The sequence below is a fragment of the Actinoplanes sp. NPDC049668 genome, assembly GCF_044465445.1.
In the GTDB taxonomy this organism is placed as follows: Bacteria; Actinomycetota; Actinomycetes; order Mycobacteriales; family Micromonosporaceae; genus Actinoplanes.
This window is the reverse complement of the sequence record NZ_JBITLR010000004.1, coordinates 736,842-753,665: the sequence shown is the minus strand read 5'-3', so window position 1 is coordinate 753,665 and position 16,824 is coordinate 736,842. Positions and strand designations below refer to the sequence as shown.

20 protein-coding genes are annotated in these 16,824 nt (G+C 72.6%); 10 read left to right on the top strand and 10 right to left on the bottom strand.

Annotated elements, in window-relative coordinates; translation table 11 throughout:
- Positions 1 to 5 precede the first annotated feature (5 nt).
- From ACIBSW_RS20825 to ACIBSW_RS20815, 3 genes are read right to left on the bottom strand one after another with little or no spacing between them, the layout of a single operon-like run.
- Positions 6 to 626: a GPP34 family phosphoprotein gene (locus tag ACIBSW_RS20825; protein WP_354727025.1), complete on the bottom strand. Its 621-nt coding sequence runs from the start codon at positions 624 to 626 to the stop codon at positions 6 to 8.
- Position 627: 1 nt separating this feature from the next.
- Complete coding sequence (locus tag ACIBSW_RS20820; protein ID WP_354727023.1) at positions 628 to 843, bottom strand: hypothetical protein; 216 nt, start codon at positions 841 to 843, stop codon at positions 628 to 630.
- A gap of 6 nt (positions 844 to 849) precedes the next feature.
- Positions 850 to 1,761 carry an SPFH domain-containing protein gene (locus ACIBSW_RS20815; protein WP_404799404.1) on the bottom strand — a complete coding sequence of 304 codons (912 nt, stop codon included), beginning with the start codon at positions 1,759 to 1,761 and terminating at the stop codon, positions 850 to 852.
- An 85-nt stretch (positions 1,762 to 1,846) separates the two neighbouring features.
- On the opposite strand from ACIBSW_RS20815, the gene ACIBSW_RS20810 reads away from it, so the two are divergent.
- Positions 1,847 to 2,581 carry an aminoglycoside adenylyltransferase domain-containing protein gene (locus ACIBSW_RS20810; protein WP_404799403.1) on the top strand — a complete coding sequence of 245 codons (735 nt, stop codon included), beginning with the start codon at positions 1,847 to 1,849 and terminating at the stop codon, positions 2,579 to 2,581.
- Between the two features lies 1 nt (position 2,582).
- Here ACIBSW_RS20810 and ACIBSW_RS20805 read toward each other — a convergent pair whose 3' ends face one another.
- Positions 2,583 to 3,005 (bottom strand): DUF6188 family protein, encoded by a 423-nt coding sequence (locus ACIBSW_RS20805; protein WP_354729313.1) that lies wholly within the window; start codon positions 3,003 to 3,005, stop codon positions 2,583 to 2,585.
- Between the two features lie 86 nt (positions 3,006 to 3,091).
- Between ACIBSW_RS20805 and ACIBSW_RS20800 the strand changes: the two genes are divergently transcribed.
- The 3 genes from ACIBSW_RS20800 (at position 3,092) to ACIBSW_RS20790 (ending at position 5,936) form a co-directional block, all read left to right on the top strand.
- Positions 3,092 to 3,691: an NAD(P)H-dependent oxidoreductase gene (locus ACIBSW_RS20800; protein WP_354729311.1), complete on the top strand. Its 600-nt coding sequence runs from the start codon at positions 3,092 to 3,094 to the stop codon at positions 3,689 to 3,691.
- 58 nt (positions 3,692 to 3,749) lie between these two features.
- Entirely contained in the window at positions 3,750 to 4,655 is a 906-nt protein-coding gene (locus tag ACIBSW_RS20795; RefSeq protein ID WP_354729319.1) for an aminoglycoside phosphotransferase family protein, read from the top strand.
- A gap of 105 nt (positions 4,656 to 4,760) precedes the next feature.
- Positions 4,761 to 5,936 (top strand): hypothetical protein, encoded by a 1,176-nt coding sequence (locus tag ACIBSW_RS20790; protein WP_354729309.1) that lies wholly within the window; start codon positions 4,761 to 4,763, stop codon positions 5,934 to 5,936.
- Here the strand turns inward: ACIBSW_RS20790 and ACIBSW_RS20785 are convergent.
- Positions 5,916 to 6,611: a helix-turn-helix domain-containing protein gene (locus tag ACIBSW_RS20785; RefSeq protein WP_354729307.1), complete on the bottom strand. Its 696-nt coding sequence runs from the start codon at positions 6,609 to 6,611 to the stop codon at positions 5,916 to 5,918. The genes ACIBSW_RS20790 and ACIBSW_RS20785 overlap by 21 nt on opposite strands.
- Positions 6,612 to 6,699: 88 nt before the next feature.
- Between ACIBSW_RS20785 and ACIBSW_RS20780 the strand changes: the two genes are divergently transcribed.
- Positions 6,700 to 7,128 carry a hypothetical protein gene (locus ACIBSW_RS20780; RefSeq protein WP_354729305.1) on the top strand — a complete coding sequence of 143 codons (429 nt, stop codon included), beginning with the start codon at positions 6,700 to 6,702 and terminating at the stop codon, positions 7,126 to 7,128.
- 21 nt (positions 7,129 to 7,149) lie between these two features.
- The gene (gene folE, locus ACIBSW_RS20775) at positions 7,150 to 7,788 is read left to right on the top strand and encodes a GTP cyclohydrolase I FolE (RefSeq protein ID WP_354729303.1); all 639 of its coding nucleotides are present in this window, start codon (positions 7,150 to 7,152) and stop codon (positions 7,786 to 7,788) included.
- Between the two features lie 44 nt (positions 7,789 to 7,832).
- Here folE and ACIBSW_RS20770 read toward each other — a convergent pair whose 3' ends face one another.
- Positions 7,833 to 9,506 (bottom strand): methyl-accepting chemotaxis protein, encoded by a 1,674-nt coding sequence (locus ACIBSW_RS20770; protein ID WP_354729301.1) that lies wholly within the window; start codon positions 9,504 to 9,506, stop codon positions 7,833 to 7,835.
- Positions 9,507 to 9,792: 286 nt separating this feature from the next.
- Between ACIBSW_RS20770 and ACIBSW_RS20765 the strand changes: the two genes are divergently transcribed.
- Complete coding sequence (locus tag ACIBSW_RS20765) at positions 9,793 to 10,389, top strand: hypothetical protein (protein ID WP_354729299.1); 597 nt, start codon at positions 9,793 to 9,795, stop codon at positions 10,387 to 10,389.
- Between the two features lie 58 nt (positions 10,390 to 10,447).
- On the opposite strand, the gene ACIBSW_RS20760 is transcribed toward ACIBSW_RS20765, so the two are convergent.
- A complete protein-coding gene (locus ACIBSW_RS20760) occupies positions 10,448 to 10,942 on the bottom strand; it encodes a DUF6328 family protein (protein WP_354729297.1) in 495 nt (164 codons plus the stop codon).
- Positions 10,943 to 11,030: 88 nt separating this feature from the next.
- Between ACIBSW_RS20760 and ACIBSW_RS20755 the strand changes: the two genes are divergently transcribed.
- On the top strand, positions 11,031 to 11,369 hold the full coding sequence (locus ACIBSW_RS20755) for a hypothetical protein (RefSeq protein WP_354729295.1): 339 nt from the start codon (positions 11,031 to 11,033) through the stop codon (positions 11,367 to 11,369).
- Between the two features lie 22 nt (positions 11,370 to 11,391).
- Here the strand turns inward: ACIBSW_RS20755 and ACIBSW_RS20750 are convergent, their stop codons facing one another.
- Positions 11,392 to 12,195 carry a hypothetical protein gene (locus ACIBSW_RS20750; protein WP_404799402.1) on the bottom strand — a complete coding sequence of 268 codons (804 nt, stop codon included), beginning with the start codon at positions 12,193 to 12,195 and terminating at the stop codon, positions 11,392 to 11,394.
- A gap of 61 nt (positions 12,196 to 12,256) precedes the next feature.
- On the opposite strand from ACIBSW_RS20750, the gene ACIBSW_RS20745 reads away from it, so the two are divergent.
- Positions 12,257 to 13,633 carry a gluconolaconase gene (locus ACIBSW_RS20745; RefSeq protein ID WP_354729291.1) on the top strand — a complete coding sequence of 459 codons (1,377 nt, stop codon included), beginning with the start codon at positions 12,257 to 12,259 and terminating at the stop codon, positions 13,631 to 13,633.
- A 46-nt stretch (positions 13,634 to 13,679) separates the two neighbouring features.
- Entirely contained in the window at positions 13,680 to 14,276 is a 597-nt protein-coding gene (locus tag ACIBSW_RS20740; RefSeq protein ID WP_354729289.1) for a hypothetical protein, read from the top strand.
- Between the two features lie 39 nt (positions 14,277 to 14,315).
- On the opposite strand, the gene ACIBSW_RS20735 is transcribed toward ACIBSW_RS20740, so the two are convergent.
- Both ACIBSW_RS20735 and ACIBSW_RS20730 read right to left on the bottom strand, forming a co-directional pair.
- Positions 14,316 to 14,897 carry a hypothetical protein gene (locus ACIBSW_RS20735; protein ID WP_354729287.1) on the bottom strand — a complete coding sequence of 194 codons (582 nt, stop codon included), beginning with the start codon at positions 14,895 to 14,897 and terminating at the stop codon, positions 14,316 to 14,318.
- 189 nt (positions 14,898 to 15,086) lie between these two features.
- Positions 15,087 to 16,811, bottom strand: a complete 1,725-nt coding sequence (locus ACIBSW_RS20730; protein ID WP_354729285.1) for a GAF domain-containing sensor histidine kinase — start codon at positions 16,809 to 16,811, stop codon at positions 15,087 to 15,089.
- Between the last annotated feature and the right edge of the window lie 13 nt (positions 16,812 to 16,824).

Here is a 16,824-nt window from a genome sequence, read left to right as displayed (position 1 = left end):
ACTGCTCAGCCCCCACCGGCCGCGGCCTCCTGGATCGATCTGCGCAGCGCGGTGCCGATCGGCGCGCTGAGGTCCGTGAGTTCCTGGATGCGCCGCTTGCCGGCGCGCCGGGCCCGGCGGTCGAGGACGAGTCTGAGGTCGCCCGCGGTGACGATGGCGACGAGCGCGGCGTCGGCGGGGTCGACCCGGCCGATGGGGTCCTTCAGCGCGGCGCGGACCCGGCCGAGGAGCTCCTTGCGTACGCGGGGGTCGCGGATGGTCACCCTGGTCGTGGGGAACAGCCCGAGGATCCGGTGTGGCTGGAGGCGGACCCAGCCGTTGTCACCGAGCTGCCGGCGTACGGCGCCGACGGCGGCGCGGTGACGGCGGCCGACCCAGTGCTGCCACTTGCGCGGCCGGGAGCCGGCGATCTCCTCGACGAGCGCCTCCAGCACGGGATCGTGGCCGGGCCGCCGGACGACGGCGGCGCGGCCGTGCTCGTCGATGAGGCGGCCGGCGAGGTAGAGGTCGGCGAGGGCCGCCGCGCGGAGCATGGCGCCGAGGTTGGTGCCCATGCCCACCCGGCCCTTGTCCGGGTTGTAGGCCAGCAGGTAGATGCGCTGCGGAAGGCTGTCGGGTACCGCCATGTCATTCCTCTTCCGGCTCGGGCGTGGAGGGTGGTCTGCCGGGTCGGCGCATCCGGCCGACCCCGCCGGGCAGGCGGGCGGCGTCGGCGAGGGCCGTGCGCAGGAGGTACTCGATCTGCGCGTTCGTGCTGCGGAGCTCGTCCGCGGCCCAGCGCGCGAGCGCGTCGTGCACGGCGGGGTCGAGCCGCAGGAGCAGCTTCTTTCGCTCGGTGGCCATGTGCGCCTATGAGTAGAGGGTTCCCGTGTTGACCACGGGCTGGGCGTCCCGGTCGCCGCAGAGGACGACCAGCAGGTTGCTGACCATGGCGGCCTTGCGCTCCTCGTCGAGGTCGACGACGTCGTTCTCGGCGAGGCGGACCAGGGCCATCTCCACCATGCCCACCGCGCCCTCGACGATGCGGGTGCGGGCCGCGACGATGGCGTTCGCCTGCTGCCGGCGCAGCATGGCGTGCGCGATCTCGGGCGAGTAGGCGAGGCGGGTCAGCCGGGACTCGATGATCTTCACGCCGGCGGCGGCGACCCGCACGCCGATCTCCTCCGACAGCCGGGCGGTGATCTCGTCGGCGTTGTCGCGCAGGGACATCGCGGTGGTGTCGTGCGAGTCGTACGGGTAGCTGTTGGCGATGTGCCGGACGGCGGTCTCGGTCTGGATGGCGACGAACTCGATGAAGTCGTCGACCTCGAAGACGGCGCGGGCGGTGTCCTCGACCTGCCAGACGACGACGGCGGCGATCTCGATGGGGTTGCCGTCGGCGTCGTTGACCTTGAGCACGTCGGTCTCGTGGTTGCGGATGCGGGTGGACACCCGGCGCCGGGCGGTGAGCGGGTTGACCCAGCGGAGTCCGTCGGTGCGCACGGTCCCGGTGTAGCGGCCGAGCAGCTGAAGGACGCGGGCCTCGCCCGGCGCGACCGGGGTGAGGCCGGCCAGGGCGATCGAGGCGGCCAGCACGAGCACGAGGCCGAGGACGACGAGGCTCCAGCGGGCCGCGGGGTCCTGCCGCAGCGCGCCGACGACGCAGGAGACGCCGCCGAGGACGATCACCAGGGCGCCCACGGCCAGGGCCGGCCAGCCCGAGGCGCCCCGGGCGATGCGCTCGCGTACCTGAGGCGCCGGCAGATCGAGGTGGTCCGTCAACGTGGGGCTCCTTCGTGTCGATTGATGTCTCGACACTAGCAAAGTGATATCACTTTTCCAAGCCGGGGCCGGTAGCCTGTGACGGGTGTCCAGCGCCATGGCCGCCGCGGAGTCGCTCGCCCGTTCCGTCGCCGGCATCGCCGGCGACCCGCTCCGGTCGGTGATCCTGCACGGCTCCCTGTCCGCCGGCGGATTCCGGCCCGGCCGCAGCGACATCGACCTGCTCGCCGTCGTCGACGGCGGCCTCACCGACGCGCGGGCGGCGGCCGTCGAGCGCCTGGTACGTCAGGCGGACGCCGGCGGCGCGGCCGCCATCGACCTGCATGTGGTGACGTCCGAGTCCGCCGCCGCGCCGGTCCGGGCGCCCGCCCTGGAGCTGTACGTCGGCCGCCACCGCACCGGACTCGAGATCGAACGCCGCGTGGCGGCCCCGGACCTGCTCGCCGAGCTGTCCATGGCGCGCGCCGACGGGCGTACCCTCTGGGGCGCCGCGCCGGGTGAGGTGATCGGGCCCGTGCCCACCGACTGGGTCGTCGACCGTGGCCGGCACTGGCTGCTGACCTGGCGATCGCTGACCGACGACGCCGCGCACGCCGCCTTCATGGTCCTCACCGCCTGCCGCATCTGGCACTTCGCGGTCGAGAACGCGCACTGCTCCAAGCCGCGGGCCGCGCGGTGGGCGCTCGCCCGGCGCCCCCGGCTCACGGCCGTCCGGCAGGCGATCGAGCAGTACGAGCGGGACCCGGCGACCACAGTGGACGAGCACGCCATCGCGGAGCTGCTCGACCACGTGCTGCACGCGTCATCGCCGGTCGGGTAGGTCAGTCGCGCGCCGGCCGGGCCTCGCCCCAGACGGCCAGCTCGCCGCCGGCCAGGCACACGATCAGGAAGCCGGCCGGGCCGGCGACCGCCCAGGACTCGAAGTCGACGTCGACGCCGACCGACAGCTCCGACCCGCCACCGAAGGCGATCCGCAGCTCGCCGGCCTTCGTCGCGCGCGCCGCCCGGACGACGTCGCCGAGCAGCATCGCGAGGACGTCCGAGGGATTCTCGCCCGGCTCGACGTCGAACCGGCCGCCCGGCCCGGTCAGGCGGGCCGGTGACTCGATCAGCACCTGCAGCCCGCCCGAGAAACTCAGGACGATGGCGTGGCCGAGCCGCACGTACTCCAGCTTCCGCCCGGCCAGCCGGTCGATCGTGCGCTCCCGCCGCGGACGCCGTCCGGCGTCCATTGCGGCGACCATGACTGGCAGCATGAGTACCTCGATCGGCTCGTCGGGCCACTGACGGCAGGACCGTAGCCCGGCCATTCATAAGAGAGCCTTAAAACATGGCGCAGGTTCACATCGTGTACGCCCACCCGAGCGCGACGAGCTTCACCCGCGAGGTGCTCGACGCGTTCACCGGCGGGCTCCGCGACGCGGGCCACACCAGCACGCTGTCCGACCTGTACGCGATGGGGTTCCGCGGCGAGCTCAGCGCGCAGGAGTACGAGCGCGAATCCGCCTACCGGGCCGGGGCGCCGCTGCCGGACGACGTCGCGGCCGAGCACGCCCGGCTCGGCGCCGCGGATGTCTGGGCGTTCATCTATCCGGTCTGGTGGGCCGACTGCCCCGCGCTGTTGAAGGGCTGGTTCGACCGGGTGTGGACGGTGGGTTTCGCGTACCAGCCGATGAGCGTGCGGCCGGCGCGGCGGGCGCTGATCGTGTGCACGGCCGGATACAGCGTCGCGGAGCTCGAGGCGTCGGGGTGTTACGCGGCCATGCGAACCACCATGCTGGAGGACCGCATCGGCGCCCGCGCCGAGTCCGCCGAGCTGCACGTCCTCGGCGGCCGGATCACCAGCGCCGGCACCGGGACCGGCGACTGGGCGGCGGCCAGGGCCGGACACCTGCGCCGGGTAACCGAGCTGGCCCGGTCGATCGCCTGACGGCGTACCGGAAATCGGCTCGTACCGGCGGCCCGCGGGCGGCAGGATGCCGGGTGTGATGCTGCACGAGGGCGAGATCCCGATCGACGAGGCCGTGGTCCGGTCGCTGCTGGCCGACCAGCGCCCCGACCTGGCCGCGCTGCCGCTGTCGCCGGCGGGCGCGGGCACCGAGAACGTCATGTACCGGCTCGGGGACGAGCTGCTCGTGCGGCTGCCGCGGACCGCGGCCAAGGCGTCGTCGCTGCGCAAGGAGCAGGCCTGGCTGCCCCGGCTGGCGCCGCTGCTGACGTACCGGATCCCGGAGCCGGTGCACGCCGGTAGGCCCGGCGCCGCGTTTCCGGTGCCCTGGTCGATATTCCGCTGGATCGACGGCGCCGAGCCGGGGCCGGACACCGTGCGCGACTGGGCCGCCCTCGGCACCGAGCTGGCCGCGTTCGTGCGGGAGCTGCACGGCCTCGACCTCATGGGCGCGAGCCGCGCCGGCGAGCTGAGCTGGTACCGCGGCGGCGACCTGAAGGCCTGCGACGAGTGGATCAGCGCCGCGTTCGCGGACTGCCGGGCCGCCGCCGACGCGGGCCTCGACGTCGACACCCTGGAACGGCTCTGGCGCGACGCCGTCGCGCTGCCCGAGCCCGCGGGGCCACACGTCTGGCTGCACGGCGATCTCAAGCCGACCAACCTGCTGGTGGCGCAGGGGCGGTTGCGGGCCGTCATCGACTTCGGGGCGCTCTCCGTCGGCGCACCGGACGCCGAGCACGCCACCGTCTGGGACCTGCCGGCGGCGGCGCGGCGGGCGTACTGGGACGCCGCGGACCTCGACGAGCACACCTGGGACCGGGCCCGGGCGTGGGCGGTCGCGGTGGGCGTCAGCGGGGTCTCCTACTACCGCGACACCTATCCCGCCTTCGTCGCCGAATGCCGGGCGAGGCTCGGCAACATCCTCGCCGACGCGGCCACCCGCTGACCGGCGGTGCTGTCCGGCTTCCGACTCGGGCGGCACACATCAGGGCCGCGCCAAGGCCGTCATTTCTGGTGACGACTCCCGGAGTCGTGCCCAGGAGGCAGCGAAATGACTGACTTGGCCGCAAGGCTCAGCCCTCTCGACATCCCCGCCATCCCCGCCGTCGGCGAGATCGGCGGGCCGACGTCCGGCGTGTGGCGCGAAGGGACGCTGACGCGGGCCGCCGAACTGGAAACGCTGACCGCGTGGATGTGCAGGCACTGCTCGGACTCCCAGTACGAGGCGCTCATGGACGCCGTCCCGGTGCACCTTCGGGCCGCCAGGGAGGCGGCCCTGAGGATCAAGCCAATGGGAAGGCCGTTCCACGTCGCGCCGTCCATCCAGCGAGCGATGAGCAACCTCGACGCCGCCGAGGCCAATCTGCTGGGATTCGCCCAGCCGGCGTACCTGCTCGGGCAGATGCCGGGCCTGCTCAACCACGTGCAGCGGCATCTGCGGCCGAGCGACCCGCGCCGGCAGGAGTTCGAGCGCATCGCGCAGCGGCTCGGCGCGAAGGACCCGGATCACGCCCGGGTCGACAGGCCCGTCCGGCCGATCGACCTGGAAGAGGCCGACGAGATCATCGAGAGCGAGCGCCGCAAGATCGTCACCATCGTGCGGGGCGCGAGCTCGGAGGCGCTCCGCGAGCAGCTTCGGCTGCGCAGCTTCCGCAACGTTCTGGTGGCCGCCGTCATCGGCCTGATGCTGCTGGCCATCGGCATCGCCGCGCTGGGGTGGTTGTACCCGACCCGGGTGCCGTTGTGCTTCCAGCCCGCCCTCGAGTCCGGCGAGAGCGTGGTGGTCTGCCCCACCGCCTACTCGGACCGGCTGCCCGCCGATCAGCAGCCCGGTCCCGAGCTCAACGAACGAGTCGAGCAGGCCGCCAAGCCCTGGGACCACCTCACCGTCGAGCTGATCGGGCTGAGCGCCGCCGCCATCGCGGCCGCCGCCGCGATCGGTGGCTTCCGCGGCTCCTCGGAGTCGCTCAACCTGCCCGTTCTGCTCACCCTGCTGAAGCTGCCGACGGGCGCGATCACGGCGTTTCTCGGCGTGCTGCTCATCCGGGGCCAGTTCATTCCCGGACTCAGCGCCCTCGACACGCCCGCGCAGATCCTGTCCTGGGCGCTCGTGTTCGGGTTCGCGCAGCACCTGTTCACCCGCTTCGTCGATCAACAGGGCCAGACCGTGCTCAACAACGTGCGCCCGCCCGACAAGGGCGAGGAATCAGGCACGCGCCGGCAATGAGCTCGCGATGGTGACGCAGCAGCGGCCGGGCGCCGGGTCGAGCCGGGCGCACAGGTCGCCGGCGCCGACCGCGTCGAGGACGCCGCCGACGAGGTCGAGGTTGATGCCGCAGACCAGTTCCGGGTACTCGGCGGCGAGGCTGTGGAAGGGGCAGTTGGCGAGGACGATCTCGTGGTTCGCCGGGCGCGGCTCGTAGCCGTGGCGTTCCAGGATCTCCGTGACCCGCTCCGCCGGCGGCCGCCGCGGGCCGCCGGCCGCCTCGCCGAGGCGGCGGCCGGTCGTTCTCGCCGCCGCGGTCAGGGCCTCGGCGAGCGGGACGCCCGCCCGGCCGGCGGCGGTGATCGCCTCGGCCATCACCTGGCCGGCGAGGTGGTAGCGGCGCCCGGGCAGGGTCACCGCGATGTCCCGGCCCGCGCGGCGGTACAGCTTGGCGGGCCGGCCCGCGCCGGGTCCGCCGCGACCGGGCGGGCGGCTGTACTGGACCTCCAGTAGTCCGTCGGCGACGAGCCGGTCGAGGTTGAACTTGGCCACGTGGTGCGCGACCCCGGTGCCCGCGGCGGCGTCCTCCCGGCTGACCGGCGCGTCCCGGGAGACCACGTAGCGGTACAGCCGGCGGCGCACCGGCTCGCTGAGGGCCGCGACGCTGGTCACGTCGGCCACGAAGTCGTCGGTCACGGCACCCATTCTAACGGACACACACCTTGACGAAATCCCGTCGCGCCTTCTAACGTCAGTAAAACTTTCCGTTAGAAAGGAGCTCGCCATGGCCCGCATCGACCCCGGCCTCTCGGCCGGTGCCACCGAGCAGATCCGGCGGGATCCGGTGCTCCAGGCCTTCTGGATACTCCGCATCGGGTTCACCGTCGCGCCGATCCTGTTCGGCCTGGACAAGTTCGCCGGCCTGCTCACCGACTGGGAGGGCTACCTCGCGCCCGCGTTCGACCGGCTCGTGCCCGGCTCGGCGCACCAGGCGATGCTCGCGGTCGGCGTGATCGAGATCGTCGCGGGCATCGTGGTCGCCGTCATGCCGCGGTTCGGCGGCTACCTGGTCGCCGCCTGGCTCGGCGGCATCATCGTCAACCTGCTGGTCCTCGGCGACTACTACGACGTCGCGCTACGGGACTTCGGGCTGCTGCTCGGCGCGCTCGCCCTGGCCCGCCTGGCGACGGGCCTCGCGACCGACCGCCGCTGACCGACGACACGGAGAGCAACCATGACAAGCACCGCCTGGTCCCTCGAGGACCACCACGACAGCGTCGCCCGGGCGCCGCAGCTGCGGCTGGTCCACGACGCGGTGCCGGTGGACGTCGAGGCGGCCGCCGACGCCGTGCGGGCCCTGCTGCGGGCCCTCGGGCAGGACATCGGCTCCGAGCACCTGGCGGACACGCCCAGGCGGGTCGCCGCCGCCTACGCCGAGCTGCTCACCAGCGGGCCGTTCACCCTGACCACCTTCCCCAACGACGACCGGTACGACGAGCTCGTCCTGGTCCGCGAGGTGCCGTTCCGCTCGCTGTGCGAGCACCACCTGCTGCCGTTCCACGGCGTGGCGCACGTGGGCTACCTGCCCGCCGACCGCATCGTCGGGCTGTCGAAGCTCGCCCGGGTCGTCGAGCACTTCTCGCGCGGGCTGCAGGTGCAGGAGCGGCTGACCCAGCAGATCGCCGACTGCCTGCAGAGCAGCCTGCACGCCAGGGGCGTCGCGGTCGTGCTGGAGGCCGAGCACATGTGCATGTCGCTGCGCGGCATCCGGGCCGCCGGCACGAGGACCGTCACGTCGGCGCTGCGCGGCCTGCACCGCGAACACGCCGCGACCAGGGCCGAGTTCTTCGCCCTCGCCGGCATCCGGCACTGAGCCGGGCACCGTCGCCGTTCCGCGACGGTGCCCGGTACCGGCACTCAGTAGCGGTAGCGCTCGATCATCGACTGCAGGCCGGAGCCCATCCGGGCCAGCTCGGCCGTCGCGCGCTTGGCCTCGGCGATGCCGTCCGCGACGCCCTGCGCGGCCTGGGAGACTCCGGCGAGGTTGGCGGCGATCTCGCCCGATCCGGAGGCGGCCTCGGACACGCTGCGGTTGATCTCGTTGGTGGTCGCGGTCTGCTCCTCGACCGCGCTGGCGATGATCGTCTGATATTCGTTGATCTTGTCGATGACGTGGGTGATCTCCGCGATCGCCGCGACCGCGCCCTGGGTGTCGTCCTGGATGGTCGTGATCCGCAGCGAGATGTCCTCGGTCGCCTTGGCGGTCTCCTGCGCGAGGTCCTTGACCTCGCCGGCGACCACCGCGAAGCCCTTGCCCGCGTCGCCGGCGCGGGCGGCCTCGATGGTGGCGTTGAGGGCCAGCAGGTTGGTCTGCTGCGCGATCGCGGTGATCACCTTGATCACGTCGCCGATCTCCCGCGACGACTCGCCGAGCTTGGTGATGGTCTTGTTCGTGGCCTCGGCGAGCACCACGGCGTCGGTACCGACCTGCGCGACGTCGTTGGCGTTCTCGGCGATCTCGCGGATCGACATGCCCATCTCCTCGGACGCGGCCGAGACGCTCTGCACATGGCCGGCGACGTCGTCGGCGGCCGCGTTCACGACGCCGACCTGCGCGCTGGCCCGCTCGGCGTTGTCGGCCACCAGCTCGCCGGTGATCGACAGCTCGTGCGAGGCCGAGGCGAGCGCGTTGACGCTGGCGGCGACGCCGTGCACGAGCACGAGCTTGCTCGCCAGCTCCTCGTTGAGGATCTCGGCCAGGCCGGACAGCTCCCGGGTGCCGGCCGGTGTGAGCCGGAAGGTGAGGTCGTCGGGGTCGCGCACCCGCAGCGCCTCGGTGTACGCCACGATGACGCGGCCGACCTTCGACTGCAGCAGATACAGCACCCCGCCCATCGCCAGCGGCAGCACGACGGCGAGCACGATCAGCAGCGCGACCGAGGCGCCGGTCTTGGCGGTGGCGTCGGCGACCGCCCGCGCCGACCGCTCGTTGAGCATGTGCTGGAACTTCTCGATCGGCCCGGTGATGATCGCCTTGTTGGCGGCGTAGTCGGCGTCGAACATGATCCTCCGGGCCACCTCGCGCTTGGCGGCCGGGCCGCGCGCCGCGTCGGCGGCGGAGAGCCCGGTCTGCGCGATCGCCGGCGGCATGTCGGACTCGGCCGCACCGGCGGCCTCCAGCATCAGCCGCTGTGAGCGCGACTCGGTCTTGACCAGCGCGTCGGAGTTGGCCTTGGCCTGGTCGATGAGCGCGAACTCGTCCGCGGTGGCGCCGAGCTCCTTGAGCTGCGCGAGCACGTTGTCCCGCGTCTTTGTCACCGTGATCTCGTCCCAGTAATTGGTCAGGTGGGCGCGGTCGCCCGACACCGAGTACAGGCGGGCCTCGTCGGTGAGGTGGTCCGAGGCGGCCTGCAACTGGATCCCCAGCGCCTTGAGCCTCGCCTGCCGCTCGAAGGCCTGCTTCTCGGCGCCGACCGCCGAGGTCACCAGCGTGACGGCGAGGACAAGCAGCCCGGTGATGAGAACCAGCGTTCCGATGGCGGCCTTGTTGATGGTCGATTGCCGCAGTTCCCGGCGTCGGCGAGCAGACATCATCCGTGCCTTCCAATAGGCGCACCCGGCCGGTTCCAGCGAGGTACGTCACATGTCGGCATGCCCCGACGGGCCTTGACGGAATATCACCATGTGGGACGGCTGGGTTTCGGGTCCACGTATCGAGTCGAGGACGACCCACGAAAGGGCAGGTCGGAACGGCGGCATCCGCCCTATATTGATCAACTTTGCACCATATGTATTCCACACGAGCTGATCGTCGGTTTTGCAGGTCTTCGCTCGGGCACCGGTGGCGCTACGACGTTCATCGATGGAAGGGAACCACATGCGACTGACGACCATCCCGAAGGTGTTGCTGGCCGGCGCGCTGGCACTGACCACCGCCGGCGCGATCGCGGCGGCGCCTGCCGCCGCCGCACCCGCTCAGCAACCCGCAGCCCAGAACGCCGCCGCCGAGGGCGAGATGACCTCCGCCGTCGAGGGCACCTTCACCGATGCGGTGGGAGGCATCGGACAGGTCACCGGCACGTTCAGCCCGACCGAGTTCGCCGTCCAGGACGACAAGCTGGTCGCCGTCGGCACCCTGCACGCGGTGCTGACGGACTCGGCCGGCGACGTCGTCGGCACCGCGGACGAGGCGGTCACCCTGCCGGTGCAGCTGCCGGGCTCCAGCGCCGACAGCGCCCTGCCGCCGGCCTGCAACATCCTGCACCTGGTGCTCGGCCCGCTGGATCTGAACCTGCTCGGCCTGGTGGTTCACCTCAACACCGTGGTCCTCGACATCACGGCGTACCCCGGTCCCGGCAATCTGCTCGGCAACCTGCTCTGCGCGATCGTCGGCCTGCTCGACGGCGGCCTGCCGTTCCCGCTGGCTCAGCTCGCCGACCTGCTGAACCAGGTCCTGGCCATCCTGGCCGTGTAGCGCACACCGCGGTGGCGGGAGATGCCGGCCGGCGTCTCCCGCCACGCCGGGGTGGAGGTCACTCCTGCTCGGCGTCCTCGTCGATCCAGTTGCGCCGGTACCAGGGGATGCCAGCCCAGAAGACGAGGAAGACCAGCGCCGCGAAGATGCTCAGCACGATCGCCATCGGGCGGCTCAGCAGGAAGTCGACGATCAGGAAGATGCTGCTGACCATCGAGACCAGCAGGAACGCGAGCCCGCCGGTGGCCATCCGGTGCGCGTACCGGACGAGTTCGGGCTTGCGGCCCTGCCGGAACAGCGCCCGGTGGAACGCCACCGGGGAGATGATCATCGCGGTGGACACCGCCGCGGACAGCAGCGCCACAATGTACACATCCTTCTGTACGGCGGTGGTCTGCGGAAAGCCGGCGCTGAACGGCATGGTCAGCAGGAATGCGAAGAAGATCTGGACGCCGGTCTGCGCCACCCGCAGCTCCTGCAGCAGATCGGCGAAATTCCGATCCCAGCGCTCTTTCTCGTCCTCGTTCGGGATCCTGTGCTTCTCGTCCGGCATGGCACCGGCATTTCCCGGGCCCGGCGACCGTCAAACGCGAGTGCCCTTCTCCCCGTCGCCGACGGTCCAGATGACCAGAATCGGGTACGTGTCCGCCGATCCCTGGCTCGCGGCTCCGCACCTGCTCCTCACGACGGCGGCCACCGTCGTACTGGTGTGGGAGCTGACCACGCAGGCGCGGCGGGGTGCGGCGGATGCGGCCAACCGGTGGGCCGGCACCGACAGCGCCATCGCCGCCGTGCTGATCGGCTACGCGGCCCTGCTCGTCGCGGCGATGATTTTCGGGCCCGCCCCGCGGCACGAAAAGACCGCGGCCGCGGTCTTCGCGGCGCTCTACGTCGCGCTCGCCGCCTACTTCGGCTGGCTCCGGCGGCGGACGCTGGCCCGGCGGCCGGGCGACGTGATGGCCGGCGCGGCGCCGGTGTGAGCCGGCGTACCCGGGTCGGCGGTCAGGTCTCGTCGAGGTCGGTGCAGTGCGCGATCGTCGCGTCGTCCGGGGTCACCGCGTGGCGTGCCTCCACGCGCCGGACCCGGCGGATGATCTCGGCGGGTCCGCTCGACGCCAGCACGGCCAGGACCTCCGGCCAGCCGGCCGCGCCGAACCGGTCCGCGATGCGGCTCGCGCCGTTGCTGAGCAGGACTGCACCGGTCAGCCCGGCGATCGGGGTGCTCCCGGTTACCGCCTGGTCCGCCGCTCCCGGGTCGTCCTTGGCCACCCAGAAGCCGCCTGGGGAGTTCCGGTTGGCGCGCAACTCCCCCAGTATCCGCCGGTAGTCGTCGCCGTCCCCGGCGGCGGCCGCGAGCGCGGGCAGGTACGACCGGGCGATGTCCGCCTCGCGGTGGTCGGTGACGACCAGCGGCGCCGCGTCCGCGCGGTCGAGCACGAGGACCGCGTCGCCGAGCACCAGGTGATCGACGCGGCCGGCGGACAGGCGCAGCACGGCGACGGCCGCCGACGGGCTGATCGGGTCGGCGACGTCGCAGGTGTCCCGGTGCTCGTCCGTCACCCGCACGATGGCGTCGGCGAGCAGCGCCGGGAGGGCGCGCTCCGGGCCGGTCGACAGGAGGCCGAGCAGGCTGCCGCCGAGCCGGCCGGCGTACCAGGCGACGCCGTGCCGGCAGATCGACTCGGCGCCGGGGATGCCGGCGCCGTCGACCAGCACCGCCGCCGCCGGTACGGCGCCGGCGAAGTCCTCGTTGACCCGGCCCGGCCGGGCCGGTTCGCTCGTCATCGTCACCCGCATACCCGGCATCGACACACCGTAGGACGAGCGCGGGTTGCCAAGCGGCGGATTAGTGCGTACAGATGCAGCGATGAAGATGATCGCGCGTGCCGCGGTGGCCGGCGGCCTCGCGCTCACGCTGGCCGCGTGCTCCGCCGACCGGCCGGCCGCACGACCGCCGGCCGGCACCCCGCCGGGCACCTCGGTGCCGTCCTCGGCCGTCGCCGGGGTGCCGGCGCTGGCCGCCACGCAGGTGCGCCCGCTCGCCGGCACCGGCGCGGAGCCGTTCGACCGGGCCCGCCGCCTGCAGGCACCGCCCGGCTGGACGGTCACCGTGTGGGCCCGGGTGCCCAAGGCCCGGCTGCTGGCCTGGACGCCGGACCGGCGGCTGCTGGTGTCGCGGCCCGCGTTCGGCGACGTCGTCGAGCTGGTACCCGGAGCGGGCGACGCCGCGCCGACCCAGCGCACCCTGGTGGGCGGGCTGCACCAGCCGCACGGGCTGGCCTTCGACGGCGACACGCTCTACGTGGCCGAGAGCGACCGGGTGGACGCCTTCGCGTACCGGGCCGGTGCGGTGTCCGGCAAGCGGGTCGTGGTGGACGGGCTACCCGACGAGCGGAGCCCGGAGCTGCGCGGCGCCTACTCGCACGCGCTCAAGAGCGTGGCGGTCGGCGCGGACGGCGAGCTCTACGTCTCGATCGGCTCGACCGGCAACATCTCGGAGAAAGACCGGGACGCGGACCCGGAGCGGGCCACCATCCTGCGGGCGACCGCCGGCGGCGGAAAGCCGACGGTCTTCGCGCGCGGCGTGCGCAACGGCACCGGGCTGGCGGTAGATCCCGACGGCGCCGTGTGGACCGCGGTCAACCACCGGGACAACATCGCGTACCCGCACGACGGCGACTACGACGGCGACGGCGGCTCGGACCGGGGCCAGGTCATGCAGCCCTACGTGAACGACCACCCGTTCGAGCCGCTGGCCCGGCTGGAGCAGGGGCGCGACCTCGGCTGGCCGTACTGCAACCCGGACCCGGACCTCAAGCCGGGCGAGAAGGACTCGCCGCTGAGCTACACCCGGCGGCCGTTCGTGCGGGACCTGCAGACCAACGCCGACGGCGGCAAGCTCGCCTGCGCCGCGCTGCCGCCGGTCGAGCAGGGCATGGGCGCGCACTCGGCGCCGCTGGGGCTCAGCTTCGCCACCTCGCCCGGGCTGGCCGGCGGGTACGGGCCGGGCGCCCTGGTCGGCGTGCACGGCTCGTGGAACCGCAACCCGCCCCGGGCGCCGGAGGTGTCGTTCTTCGCCTGGCGCGACGGCACCCTCGGCGCGCAGCAGACGCTGCTCACCGGGTTCCAGGGCAAGGACGGCTCGCGCTGGGGCCGGCCGGTCATGGCCGTGCAGGGCCCCGACGGCGCCCTGTACGTGAGCGACGACCTCGCGGGCGCCGTCTACCGCGTCACCGCCGGCTGACGGTCGCGCGCCGGGAAGTGTCGTACCCCGGTGACACGATCGGCCGATGGATCCGGGTGGCGCGGTAAGGCCGTTGCGCGACCGGGCCGAGCTGTTCCGGACGCTGTCGCTGGTCCTGCGGCGCGCCGGGCCGGACGGGCCGGTGCCGCGATACCGGCTGGTCGGCACCGGCGCCGCGCTGGCGCAGGGCGTCCGGCTGCCGGCCGGCGACATCGACATCCTGGTGGCGCGGCGATCCGATGTGGACCTGTTCGTCGCGGCCCTGGCCGGGTTTCCCTGTCTCACCGCGCCGGTCTGGCTCCCCGATCCCGGCCAGTATTACGCCCGCTTCGCGGTCGGGGAGATCGACGTCGGCTTCAGCACCGTCGAGCGGCCGGTCGACACCGACACGATCGAGTGCATGGGTAGCGGCCCGTGGCGGCACTACGTCGACGTCGCGGTGGAGGGCCGCCTCGTCCCCGCGGTCCGTCTCGAGCTGCGGTTGGTCTCCGAGCTGGTCCGGGATCGCCCCGACCGTTACCTGCCGTTGATCGCGCACCTGCGCCGGCACGGCGGCGACCTCGGCCTGCTGCGCAGGTCCATGCGGGACCGCAGGGTCGACCCGGCGCTCCGGCGGCGGATCGTCGATCAGCTCGAGCAATGAGCCGCCCGGCCGGGTGATCGGCCGGGCGTGGTCAAGAGCTCAGATGAGCCAGCGGTGCTTCTGCACGAAGGGCAGCTTCACCCACTGACGGCCCAGGCCCCAGGTGTGCCCGGCGTAGGTGAGCGCCACGACGACGGCGCTGACCGCGTAGACGACGTGGTAGTCGACGATCGGGTTGGTCGATCCGCTCGGCTCGCCGGCGCTGTTCTGCTGGGCGAGCGGCCATTCGGCGATCCACATCATGGCCATCATCGCGGTGGCGGCGCAGGCCGCGATCCGCAGGCCGATGCCGAGGACCATGGCCGATCCGATGGCGAGCATGCCGAGCATGAAGCCCCAGTCGGCCCAGGTCTGTCCGGCGATGTCGTTGTAGAAGCCCTGCAACGGTCCGATGTCGACGCTGGACAGGAAGCCGTTGGTCGGCGAACCGCCGTTGATCCAGGCCCGTTCGGTCGGGGTGGAGTAGCCGAAGCCGAACATCTTGTCCAGGAAGGCCCACAGGAACACGAAGCCGACGGAGATCCGGAGAATGGCGAGTGCCCGGGCGGCGGCCTTGGTGAGCATGTGGCCAGGCGCCTCGACCTGTTCGAGGTGGGCCGCATGCCGGCTGGTGGTTGTCATTACGTCCTCCTCGGTCGATGTCTGCACCTCTGAGGTTTCCCAGCCGGCCCGGCGTCCGCGTCATCGCGGGCGGGCGGTGGCGTCGCGCCGACGATCCCGTCGCGTCCGAGCGGCCAATATCCGATGATATCCGGATTTGAGCGTTCACCGCAGACGAATCGGGGAGCGAGCAGGAGGAGACAGGGGCGGTCAGCCGGCGAGCGGCACCCGCCAGGTGACCGTCGTGCCCTTGCCGCCGGGGCCGGAGCCGGCCTCGAACGAGCCGCCCAGGTCGTGTGCGCGCTCGCCCATGTTGACCACGCCGCCGCGGGCCAGCGCCGGGTCCATGCCCACCCCGTCGTCCTCGACCTGCAGGACGACCTCGTCGTCCGCGGCACGCACCGACACCCGCACGCTCTCGGCGCCGGCGTGCCGGGCGACGTTGGCCAGCGCCTCGCGCAGGACCGCGAGCAGCTCCGGGACTATGTCGTCCGGGATCGCGCTGTCGACCGGCCCGGAGGTGTCCAGGACAGGCCGGAAGCCGAGCGGCCCGGCGGCGGCGCCGACCGCGTCGCGCAGCTCGAGGCGCAGCGAGGGGCCCACCGGCGCGCGGAGCTCGAAGATCGAGCGCCGGATGTCGCGGATGGTCGCGTCCAGGTCGTCGACGGCGGCGTTGACCCGCTTGATCGCCTCGGGCCGCCCGGCGTGCGCGATCGCTCCCTGCAGCTGCATGCCGGTGGCGAACAGCCGCTGGATGACGACGTCGTGCAGGTCCCGGGCGATCCGTTCGCGGTCCTCCAGGACGACGAGCTGCTCGCGCTCGTCCTGCGCGCGCGCCCGCTCCAGGGCGAGCGCGGCCTGCCCGGCGAACGCGGACAGCAGCATGGCGTCCTCGTCGGTGGGGTGCTGGCCGGCCCGCGGCGTGACGATCAGGACGCCGTGCAGGGTGTTGGAGCCGGCCAGCGGCGCCGCCAGCGCCGGGCTGTCCGGCACCGGCCCGGGCCACTCCGTCGCCGCACGTAGGTTCTCCACCGCCCGGTACTTCTCCCGGCCGAACTCCGCCGCGCGCGCGGTGTCGACCGGGATCAGCTTGCCCTCCAGCGCCTCGTAGTCCGGGTCGGTGCCGTCGACGACCTCGATCGTGTAACGCGAGTTCTGCTCGTCGTAGAGCATCACCATGACCAGTTCGGCGTCGGCGACCTCGCGGGCCCGGCGGGCGATCAGCCGCAGCGCCTCGGTGCGCCGCACGGTGCCCAGCAGCACCCCGGTGATCTCGGCGGTCGCGGCGAGCCAGCGTTCCCGGCGCCGGGCGAGGGTGAACAGCCGGGCGTTGTCGATGGCGACGCCCGCCGCGGCGGCCAGGGCCACGACGATCTGTTCGTCGTCCTCGCTGAACTCGTCGGCGCCCTGCTTCTCGGACAGGTAGAGGTTGCCGAAGATCTGGTCGCGGGTGCGTACGGGCACGCCGAGGAAGCTGTGCATCGGCGGGTGGTGCGGCGGGAAACCGTACGAGGCGGGGTGCTTGTTGATGTCCGGCAGGCGTACCGGATGGGGGTCGGTGATCAGCAGGCCGAGGACGCCGCGGCCGTGCGGCAGGTCGCCGATCTTCGCGTGGATGGCGGGGTCCATGCCGTGGGTGATGAAGTCGGACAGCTCAGTGCGGTTGGCGCCGATCACGCCGAGCGCGCCGTAGCGGGCGCCGACCAGCGCGCACGCCGACTCGACGATGCGCTGCAGGGTGCTGCGCAGGTCGAGGTCGGTGCCGATGCCGACGACGGCGTCGAGCAGGGCGCGCAGTCGTTCCCGGCTGGTCACCACCTCGCCGACCCGGTCGAGCATCTCCTGCAGCAGCTCGTCCAGGCGCACCCGCGACAACGGCGTCAACCCGAGGGACGGCTGGTTGTCGGTGCTCCCTCCGTCCGCTCCTGCGACCATGATGGTCAGGCTA